Below are 10,345 nucleotides of genomic sequence, written 5' to 3'. Positions count from 1 at the left end.
AAATGCCTGAAACTGATATACAAAATATTCCATTATCCGGCACCCAATTTAGAAATCATCATGAATAATCCTTTTGTATACGCTACCAGTGTATGCAGAATCCATGCTGCAAACAGTATCAAAGCAGCAAAGATAGCAATAATCTTTGGCACAAATGTCAGCGTCTGTTCCTGAATTGACGTTGTGGTCTGGAATATGGAGATGATGAGCCCTACAAACATGCCAATTCCCAATATGGGAGCTGAAACCACCATGGTTACCATCAATGCTTCGCGTAAAATTTTTATTACTTCAACATCAGTCATAATTTTCTCCTACATAAATGACTTCACCAGCTCATAGGTAAGCAGATTCCATCCATCCACCAGCACAAAAAGCACAATCTTAAACGGCAATGAAATCATGATAGGCGGAAGCATAATCATCCCCATTGCCATAAGTGCACTTGCCACAATCATATCAATAACTATAAAAGGTATAAATATATACACACCCATTTCAAAGGCTCGTTTCAATTCACTGATCATAAACGCTGGAATAAGGCAATACGTTGGCACATCATCTTCGGTTTTTGGCCGTTCTAATTTTGCAAGCTCAATAAACAGTGCTATATCTTTCTTACGGGTTTGCTTCAGCATGAATTTGCGCAATGGCTCCATACCCCTATTGTAAAATTCTTCGTTGCTGATTTGCCCTTTAAGATACGGCTGGAGTGCTTTATCATTTATCTCGGTAAGAGTAGGTGACATAATAAAAATTGTAAGGAAAATTGCAAGTCCCACAATAACCTGTGTGGGGGGCATCTGCTGAAGCGATAGTGCGCGGCGCACAAAATCAAGCACAATAACAACACGGGTAAATGAGGTCATCATCATAATAATAGAAGGCGCCAGCGTTAGAATAGTGAGCAGGAATAAAATCTGCAGACTTAGCGACACATCCTTGGGTGTTTTTGCCTCTTCAATATCAAACCCTATCTTTGGTATGGGCATTCTGACATTGCCAGCTTTCTGGGCAAATGCTGTATCTATACACATTACACCAATACCAAACAACATTACTATTGTTATCATTAGTACAATTATATGTTTAGTTTTAATTCTTTTCATACCATCTTACTCATCATCACCATTTAATTTCTTCAATCGTTGCCTGTATGAAAGCAGCACATCATCATGAATTGTTCTTTCTTCAGTGGTAAATCGCTGCGATGGTCTCCCCGGATTTTTCATTTTATCAAGCACCTTACCCAACTGTGTGGACAGATACTCCTGGAAACCTCCTTGTTTGGGTGGCGTTGATTTAGAACTTAATAACCGTATTCTATCAATATCATCCTTATCTTTTATTTCAGTAATCAAATTTATATTGTTGTCCGATACACCAAGCACATATACCCTTCCTGCAATATCCACTACCTGTAAAAATTTATTCTGACCCAGTGGTACTACCGACAATATAGTGATTACCTCCTGGCCAATAGCTGTTATTGCCACTTTTTGTGTAATGAACTTGAAAAAATAATAAAATCCTGCAATAAGCACACCCATCACAAAGATAGTTTTGAAAATAAGCCATATATACGATTCCTCTTCAACCTGAGGCTGCTCATAGTTATATAAGTAATCGCCTTTTTGCGCTTCATTGTCTTTTTTATCAGCATCCTTAGTTTCTGCTATTGGGGCAGCATTTTCCTTTACATCAACAACCTCATTACTTTTTTCCCCACTGCTCTTTTCTTTATCATTCTTTACTGCTTTAACAGTTTTGGTTTCTTTTGCATACAGCATAGTATCATTGGGGCGATAGTACATGGTAATGGGACATAATATAAAAATGAGACATAATAAAACACTATGGTAAAAAAATTTTTTCATAACACTCCTATAATCACCAATCATTGGTATATCACGTTCCATTAAGTACCCCTACACAATACTACCGTTGCTATAAAACTGTTTATGACTGCATCTTGGCAATACGTTCTGCCGGGCTTACGATATCAGTTACACGAACTCCAAAATTTTCATCAATAACAACAACCTCACCACGGGCAATCAGTTTACCATTGACAAGCAAGTCAACAGGTTCACCAGCCAATTTATCAAGCTCAATGATGGAACCCTCACCCAATCCCAATATATCTTTAACCAGCTGTCGTGTTCTACCCAGTTCCACGGTCAGCGTCATGGGCACATCAAGTAGCAGATTAATGTTGCCTGTTGGAATTGATTGCATACCTTCACCCAATGGCGGGAACCGAACAGGGCTTATACCCACCTGTGAAGTTGTTCTGGGCTGTGCTGGCTCAGGCCTGTATTCCGGCTGTTGCATTTGCGGAACATAAGCACCACGGGCAATTTCACCTGCAAGTTCAATATTCATCAGTTGATACATTTTGGAGTTAATTAAATTTTGAATAGTAAGGTTATAGGTTACCTTTACTACATCTGGAGTTCCTGGAACTTCTATATTACCCTGAACAACTTTTAAATCGGGAGCCGTAGTATTAACACCCTTACCAATTTTATTACTTAATTGTGTTGCAATAGTGGACATCATCTGACTTACAAATTCCTGCAATGTACTCTGATGAGCCTCAGTCAGAGTGCCAGGTGGTGTACCTGAATCATCTCCCATCATTAATGAGGAAATAACCCCGGCATCATTCATTGATAATAGAATTACGTTCTTACCATTCACGCCCCCAGAAAAATTAACTACAATTTGCACATACTGCTTTGGGAATTCGGCACGCACCTGATCAGCACTTTTTACCTCCACCAGGGCATTGCCAATTATTATATTCTTTCCCAAATAGCCGGATAATGCGGGCATTACACTGCCCATGCTGCTATTTAAAAAATCAGCTACCGATTCTCTTTCTACTGGTGATAAAGCAGCCTGAGCAGGTGCAAAGTCACCTGCCGGTACCCTGGCAGTACCAGAGAGCATATCATCAGCACCCTGTAATAGGGCATCTATTTCATCCTGGGACAATGAACCGTCACCCATTGTTTCCTCCAGTGTGTTGAATTCTTAAATAAACAATTCTTGTAAAAATACTTACCATAATTAATAATACAAAATATTACACTAATTTACAACAAATTCTCTGAAATAGACTTCTTTGATCTTGCCTTTTAAAAGCAAGACATTAATGTGTGCTTTTATCTCTTCAGCTAAATTAACCGTATCATCTACAGAATTCAGATCTTCAAATGACTTATCACGTAAAAGAATGTTAACTACATGCTGCATCTGTGGAGTACGCTGAACCAGCTCAGCATTTAGCTCTACATTTTCTTCATATCCTAAAGAAATTGTAATCTTAGCAAAATGCGGCTCTGGATCATTGGTTGTTATAGAAAACGATGGCATATCAAAATGAGCCAATGGCGGTGGAGGTGGAGCAAGAACTATATCCTGCTCACGCTGATAGCGTTGTTCCTGAACATATTTAGCAACAAGATACGAAATTCCAATGATAATAAATATTGCCAGTATAGCGCCAGCTATATATAGCAGGATCTTTATAATACGTGAAGTCTCAAAGGCACCGGCAGCCTTTGCCTCTTCCGGCTTTTCCTGCTCCTCTATTTCCTCAACATTGACCCGTTCTTCATCACCCATTCTTTTACCTCACCAACAATTTACAATTTCGTTTAGTATTATATCAATAAAAACTGTACACACATTGTTGGTTAATTGTTATACTAAATTTATCGACATAATACTATATTAATTAAAAAAGTCAATTAATTTATGATTATGTCACTAAAATGTATCAATTTTTTTCAATATTTTGTACTTCTCCCCTAACATAGTCTTATCAACGCCATTCCTCGTCAGGCAAAGGCCTTACAATCTCAGGTGTAGCAGATTCAACCACACCTTTATCCCTGAGTATAACTATCTCAACCCTGCGATTATAGGCTCTGCCTTCAGGCGTATTATTATCATCTATGGGCCTGTATTCACCAAAGGCAACTGCTGACATCTGCTTTGGATTTACACCTGTTTCCTCTATGAGATATCGAAGCACATTAACCGCCCGTGCAGAGGAAAGCTCCCAATTGGTAGCATACCCTTCTTCAAGACCTCGTGGAGGTACAGGCCTGTTGTCAGTATGACCTTCTATCCTCACATAGTTGGGCATTGACTTTATAATTAGGGCAACTTTTTTCAATATTGGTATAATATCATCCTTAAGCTTTGCACTCCCCGGTTCAAAATAGGCATCACTTGATAATGTAATTATCAAACCCCTTTCATCTTCGCGCACTCTGACTTTCTTTGCCTGAATTTCAGGCTTAAAAGCCTCAACTGCTCTTTTCAGCATCTTTGCAAGTGCCCTTCCCTGCTCACTCGAGGGCAGATTGAGCATATTAAGCCCTATCTCTTCCATCCTGCCACGAGCCAACGAATATCCGCCCTGCATCATACCCAATGATCCTTTAAAAGAAGACAAAACAAGATTAAAATCCTGTCCAATAATTGGGGAAATATCAAACATCATAACAAAAAACGTTAATAGCAGGGTATTTAAATCTCCCCAGCTGGTAAGCCAGGGTGGCGGTGGTGGTAGTTCTAATTTTTTCCTTTTTGCCATCAGTCACCAACCTCACTGGTGATAGCTTCGCGCATCTTAGGATCAAGGAATGATACCAGCTTATCCTTAACAATTCGAGGGTTATCCCCTGATTGTATTGACAATGTACCTTCTATCATAATTAGTTTCATCAATATTTCCTGATTATTAATATACCCAAGCTTGGCAGATATAGGATACAAAACCAGATATGCCATTATAGCACCATAGAATGTGGTAATAAGAGCAGCAGACATACCAGGCCCAATGGCTGATTTATCTTCTATATTGACCAGCATCAGAACCAGACCTAACAGTGTACCAATCATACCAAATGCTGGAGCGTATGTTGCCCAGTCATCAAAGAGCTTTTTGCCTTCATCATGGCGTGCCATAATGTTTTCAAGTTCCGTTTCCATGATGCGGCGCACCAGTTCAGGGTCAGTACCGTCTACAACAAGCTGTATGCCCTTACGCAAAAACTGATCATCCAGTTCATCCAGATCATCTTCCAATGCAAGCAACCCTTCACGGCGAGCTTTCTCAGAAAATGAAACAAGGGTTATGATGAGTTCATTGGGATTATACTTTGGCGGGAAAAAAGCATGTTTGGCAACTTTCCAGATACTAAGAACTTTGCTTAAAGGATTTGAAATGAGCAATGCACAAAAAGAACCCCCTATTGTGATAAATACTGAAGGTATATCAAAGAAAAGCAACGGATTTCCTTTGGCAAAAATTATTCCCATTATAATATTAGTAAAACCAACTATTAGCCCAATAACGGTAGCAAGATCCATATAGTATTACCCCTCCTAAAGAAGCCATTCAAATCATACATGTATTCTTATTAACAATTTTCGGTTAAAATTTTAAAATTATTCATTAATTATTAAATTATTATAGTATTCTTACCGGATACTTTACCAGGTACTATCGCTCAAACTATCAATTTTTTTGCAATTATTGCAATCCAGTCAGCACCTTATGATAATATTCATAAATACGTGATAACACCTCATCTTTTGACTCTTTAACCAGATATTTTTTTTCATTGGTCAGAGTTATGGTTGTATCAGGTCTGGACTCTATGGTTTCAATGTGATTTGCGTTAAGAATAAATTCTTCGCCATTCATTTTATGTAATGTTATCATGCTCTGCCTCTTTTCTTTATTCGTTTTTCAGGAAATAATATACTCATAACTTTACTCATTGATATTTTAGTGACTTTACGCTCACTGCAACCAGGAATGCTGCAATCAAATATTGGTACCGTAACGTTTGTAAAAAGGTTTTCCAACCACTGCCTGGCAGCCAGAAACTGATGATCAGTATAATATATCGACTCTCTTCGTTTGACCATATACATTTTCTTTCTATGGATCATAGCATAATCATTTGAATTGGCTGTTGAAAATCTATTGTAATTCATGATAAAGCGCTGGCATACCACCGTATGCTGTGCATAATAATTGTCCTTAAATGCCAGGTCATTACCAACCATTGTTAAGGAAGCAATGGAACACCCTAATGCCAGTGATATTGCCTGTGTTGTCACAATACTTGCTGTGGCCACATACCCCAAATGCTCCCCAGCAAGTTTCCACAATACATCAAAAGGGCTTTCATATATCATCCAGTTGTAAAAGCTGATTTTCCCCTTCCAGGCAGTCAATGTATGTGAGCTTACTCCACTGAACGCTAAAAGATGGCTGGATGATGTGGGTAAAAATGCATAATATGAAACTGGCATGGCCTCGCATGATATGGAAAAATGCGGCTGAATTCCGGCCAATACCAACGGCCTGTATGCCATATCTGTTGCTATGATGGCAAGGTCTTTTCTGTATTGATATTTTTTCAACACTTTAAGAGCATCGTTTAAACTCCTGCCTGCACCACACACAATAACATGCTTGCCACTTAAAAGCCCAACAACCTTCTGCAATCCACCCCATTTTTCTATCAATACTTTATTCCTGGTTATATTACGCTTTATTATCGCATACCGTTCCTGCAATAAACCTTGATTTAATGCCTGATAAAGGCTTTCAGTATTCATAAAAATGGAAACCTGACCAGTTGAAATTACATGCTACTGTATTACCGTACGTATGATTGTATGCTGCTTAAGTGCACCTTCCATGGCTGTCGCTATGCCAAAATACACCTGTACCTCTCCAAAATCGCCATAGCCTTTAACAACTCCGGCAAAACCTTCAATATCAGCCCAGTATCCAGCAGTGATGCGAACATGAAGTTCAGAACCAATACTATATTTAAAATCGTTAAGAGATGTTGAATTTATCCATATGTTGCCATACTCAACAAATGGTGTCAACCACATATCCCTGAACATGAGCGGCAGCATTCTGTAGCCACTATCGTTCTGAAATAAAGGAATACGATACTCAACAATACCCACCGCCAACCTGTTGCCATAAAACATGTCTTTGGCAAAACCTCGCATGCTGTAAGCATCTTCATTTGATGGGATGCCCTGACTCTTGCCTTTTGCGTAACGCCCTATATTATACGGATACAGATAGTAAGGCGCATTGTGCGCATAACCACCTTTGAGCATAAAAGCTAACACATCGTTACCAAAACCCCGGAAAAAATAATACAGGCCACCACGCACCTTGGAATATGAAATATCTGAAGAAAGTGAAGAATCATAGATATCCGCATAGCTTTCAAAAACCATGCCATCCTCAGGGCTTACCGAAAAGCTTCCCGTATACGTTCCATCATGCAAAAACGCAACGTGCGAGCCTGCAAGAACAACATCATGAGTAAAAACAGCATTACTATAATATTCACTCACCATCGTTTTTTCATAGGTATAATACAAAAGCAACTGATTATAATTATAAAATTTTTGAAAGGGAACTGAAATACCTGACGATACCTTGCGTTTCAGAGTCCTTCGCATATAGACCACAGTATCAGGCGGCTCCCACGGGAATGTATCATCAAAAAAAATACCTTCATCGTTATATGAAACAAACACATCAGGATACAAACCCGAATAAATATAATCAAGGGCAAGTGTCATCCTCTTCTGTAGCAATGCATAATCCAACCCCAACGCATAACTGTGTCTGTACAATGTATCATTACCCGATGTTGTGAAACCAATATGATTATCATATTTGTCAGGGTATAACTCTTCACTATAAAAATATGGTGCCCACCATGGTCCAATCACGGAATACAGCGGATTATACGGCTGGTGTAAAACTTCTTTTTGTTCCTCATTTTGCGGTATGGTAAAGGGTATGGGCGATAGTTCCTGTGAATGGCCTGTTGCATACGGCATCAGTGCAATATTATATCCATTGGCTTCGTATGAAGAAAAGACTATGGTTGTGCCATCACTGTTTATATCTGGGAAAAACGCTCCACCAATGACATTGCTGATACGGGAAATTTTTTTCTTAATAATATCTATCTCATAAAGATTAAACACACCATCCTTATCCGATGAAAAGATAACTTTCTGTCCATCAGGATGGAATGTGGGATGAATATCGACAAAGGAATCATTGGTCAATAATACTGTTTGCTGGGTGGCAAAGTCTAAGAGGACAATATCACTGAAGCCATTATGCACAATACTGAACACTGCCTTAGAACTATCGCCCAAAACCCGTAAATATGAAATTTGAAAAGGCGTATTGTGTATAAAATACTTCTGTATGGTAAAAGCAGCATCAAGCTGTACCAGTGAAAATTTTCCTTTATCATAGAGTATTGCAACATAACCAGATTTGAATGGTTCAATATATTGAACACGCAACCCTTTTGTTTTTTGTGAATATTGAGCGTCGTAAACAAATACATCCCTGAACAAATCAAATGACTGATAATACTGTATATCACTCACAATGATAGCATTATTATTTATAGTTATACTATTGGGATTGTTAACGTAAGCTAAACGTGAAAACGTTTTATTCTGCGCATCATATTTTATCAATGATGGTTTTTCTTTGTTTGTCATGGCAACAAAAACAATATCATTATTATAAAACCGTGGGAAACTGGTGTAAAAGCCTGTACTGGTCAACATAGTATAATCAGACACTCCACGCTTTTTGATTTCTGCAATTTGATCATTCAGATCATTCATTAATTCCTTTTGCCATATATGCCACAAATCTATGGCACGCCTCCCATACACATCATTAAAATTCTTTTCCATCAGGAATGGCAGTATATTATCTGCATTTTCTTTAAATATTTCATTAAAATCTTTTTCGGGATAATTTCGTGTACAGAACTCTACAAAAAGACCACCATATAAATAGGGAACCATCCCTGCAGGCCATTCCCGCGGAAAATTACTTGCCAGTGATATGTCTTTAAGGTTTTTTGAATATACTTCCTGCCGTAAAACCATACGTGTGTAATGAGCATTGAGTCTGCCCCAGGGCTTTCGTTGAGATTCCTGTAATACCGGGTATCCTTCAACTGCCCATACTGGCATGAGTATATTTGGAAAGCATACCCTTCCCAGGGTATAGCGTGTTGCTTCCGGAATGCCACCAATCATATCCATGGTAAGGGTATGCGTATATTCATGAGTAAAGACCATACGCAGCCAATCATCAGTATTGGATAAGCCTGCATCCTCAACATGTGGCATTACCACAAAAAGCTGTACCCTGTTATATGGAAACGGCATGGAAAATCCATTTGCCATGTCAGTGGTATCACACAATACAACATCTGTTCGGAAAAAAGGCTGCCAGTTGATATTCTTTGCAAGTTTTTCATGAACTTCTTCGGCAATAGCTGCCAGGCGTACTGCATCCTGCTCTAAACCATCATGATAATGTATCCAGAAATGGCTGGTTTTAATGGAATACCAGTTATACCGGGGATGGAACATACTTGCAGCATGGAGCGTATATGCATATAAAAAAGTAATAAGGATAATATAAATCCATAATAATCGTTTTAACATACAGTACCACCTTGAAGTTACTATGTTATACCATTTATCAAGATGTGTAATGGCTTGATACAATACTATTGTATGAATGTATACCCAATGTATAAAAACTGTGTATGTTTTATTTATAAAATAATTGTAAAATACTGCAACAACAAAATCATTTTGTTTTTTATGGTAGGTCAGATTCAATAAAATAAAAATATAAGAGAAGCAGTTATGCGATAGTTAGTAAAATAGTAGCTTATATACGGAGTTGTGTAAACTATATAATGTTTAAAAATATAAAAAACGATTTTTTAAAACGTAAATTCTAACCAAGATAAGGGAAATTTATTGATAACAAGTATATAACAAAGCAAGAAAATTGTATTTTTGTGGTAAAATTTTTAGTCAAATTCTGGACATAGGACGTTTTTTCAAAAGTGCTGGGAATATGAGGGATTATAAATTGGACTCAAATACAAAGGAAGGGTAAAAATGGTATTATGTCCTGGAAATTAATGAACCCTGTTTTTTTGGCTTATAAGTTTTGGAAATTCCAGGGGTTACAAAGTCAGCCCCTCGGAAAACCTACCCCGCTAAAAGGGAATTAATAATAATGTCACCCCTCCGGGGTTTGACGGCGTGTCACTCCGTTAGGTGGTTACAATAATGTCACCCCCGCTGGGGGTTGGATAGTGTGTTACTCAGCTGGTGGTTACAGTAATGTCATCCCCTCCGGGGATTGGTGAGGTGTCAACCCGCTGGGGGTTGATTAGGTGGTTGTATGGTGCTGTTACAGTAATGTCAC

General features: G+C 38.3%; 10 protein-coding genes. All 10 read right to left on the bottom strand.

Annotation, left to right across the window (positions count from 1 at the left end):
* Positions 1-32: 32 nt before the first annotated feature.
* The gene (gene fliQ / locus AB1444_15500) at positions 33-305 is read right to left on the bottom strand and encodes a flagellar biosynthesis protein FliQ (GenBank protein ID MEW6528061.1); all 273 of its coding nucleotides are present in this window, start codon (positions 303-305) and stop codon (positions 33-35) included.
* 9 nt (positions 306-314) lie between these two features.
* The gene (fliP, locus tag AB1444_15495; protein MEW6528060.1) at positions 315-1,037 is read right to left on the bottom strand and encodes a flagellar type III secretion system pore protein FliP; all 723 of its coding nucleotides are present in this window, start codon (positions 1,035-1,037) and stop codon (positions 315-317) included.
* A 78-nt stretch (positions 1,038-1,115) separates the two neighbouring features.
* Positions 1,116-1,919 (bottom strand): flagellar biosynthetic protein FliO, encoded by an 804-nt coding sequence (locus tag AB1444_15490; protein ID MEW6528059.1) that lies wholly within the window; start codon positions 1,917-1,919, stop codon positions 1,116-1,118.
* Between the two features lie 40 nt (positions 1,920-1,959).
* A complete protein-coding gene (gene fliN / locus AB1444_15485) occupies positions 1,960-3,015 on the bottom strand; it encodes a flagellar motor switch protein FliN (protein MEW6528058.1) in 1,056 nt (351 codons plus the stop codon).
* An 81-nt stretch (positions 3,016-3,096) separates the two neighbouring features.
* Positions 3,097-3,633, bottom strand: a complete 537-nt coding sequence (locus AB1444_15480; GenBank protein MEW6528057.1) for a flagellar basal body-associated FliL family protein — start codon at positions 3,631-3,633, stop codon at positions 3,097-3,099.
* A 199-nt stretch (positions 3,634-3,832) separates the two neighbouring features.
* Positions 3,833-4,612, bottom strand: a complete 780-nt coding sequence (locus AB1444_15475; GenBank protein MEW6528056.1) for an OmpA family protein — start codon at positions 4,610-4,612, stop codon at positions 3,833-3,835.
* Entirely contained in the window at positions 4,612-5,391 is a 780-nt protein-coding gene (locus AB1444_15470) for a motility protein A (GenBank protein ID MEW6528055.1), read from the bottom strand. Before AB1444_15470 ends, AB1444_15475 begins: the two co-directional genes overlap by 1 nt.
* A gap of 163 nt (positions 5,392-5,554) precedes the next feature.
* A complete protein-coding gene (locus tag AB1444_15465; GenBank protein ID MEW6528054.1) occupies positions 5,555-5,746 on the bottom strand; it encodes a flagellar FlbD family protein in 192 nt (63 codons plus the stop codon).
* Entirely contained in the window at positions 5,743-6,654 is a 912-nt protein-coding gene (locus AB1444_15460; protein MEW6528053.1) for a 6-hydroxymethylpterin diphosphokinase MptE-like protein, read from the bottom strand. Before AB1444_15460 ends, AB1444_15465 begins: the two co-directional genes overlap by 4 nt.
* A gap of 33 nt (positions 6,655-6,687) precedes the next feature.
* A complete protein-coding gene (locus AB1444_15455; protein MEW6528052.1) occupies positions 6,688-9,564 on the bottom strand; it encodes a hypothetical protein in 2,877 nt (958 codons plus the stop codon).
* Positions 9,565-10,345: the final 781 nt, after the last annotated feature.

Source organism: Spirochaetota bacterium (assembly GCA_040756435.1).
In the GTDB taxonomy this organism is placed as follows: Bacteria; Spirochaetota; UBA4802; order UBA4802; family UB4802; genus UBA4802.
This window is presented reverse-complemented; position numbering and strand designations above follow the sequence as displayed.

Excerpts from the sequence above, each read along its gene's own strand:
- AB1444_15475 (MEW6528056.1), bottom strand. The coding sequence starts at position 4,612 with ATGGCAAAAAGGAAAAAATTAGAACTACCACCACCGCCACCCTGGCTT.
- fliN (MEW6528058.1), bottom strand. The coding sequence starts at position 3,015 with ATGGGTGACGGTTCATTGTCCCAGGATGAAATAGATGCCCTATTACAG.
- AB1444_15490 (MEW6528059.1), bottom strand. The coding sequence starts at position 1,919 with ATGGAACGTGATATACCAATGATTGGTGATTATAGGAGTGTTATGAAA.
- AB1444_15465 (MEW6528054.1), bottom strand. The coding sequence starts at position 5,746 with ATGATAACATTACATAAAATGAATGGCGAAGAATTTATTCTTAACGCA.
- AB1444_15480 (MEW6528057.1), bottom strand. The coding sequence starts at position 3,633 with ATGGGTGATGAAGAACGGGTCAATGTTGAGGAAATAGAGGAGCAGGAA.
- fliQ (MEW6528061.1), bottom strand. The coding sequence starts at position 305 with ATGACTGATGTTGAAGTAATAAAAATTTTACGCGAAGCATTGATGGTA.
- fliP (MEW6528060.1), bottom strand. The coding sequence starts at position 1,037 with ATGTGTATAGATACAGCATTTGCCCAGAAAGCTGGCAATGTCAGAATG.
- AB1444_15455 (MEW6528052.1), bottom strand. The coding sequence starts at position 9,564 with ATGTTAAAACGATTATTATGGATTTATATTATCCTTATTACTTTTTTA.
- AB1444_15470 (MEW6528055.1), bottom strand. The coding sequence starts at position 5,391 with ATGGATCTTGCTACCGTTATTGGGCTAATAGTTGGTTTTACTAATATT.
- AB1444_15460 (MEW6528053.1), bottom strand. The coding sequence starts at position 6,654 with ATGAATACTGAAAGCCTTTATCAGGCATTAAATCAAGGTTTATTGCAG.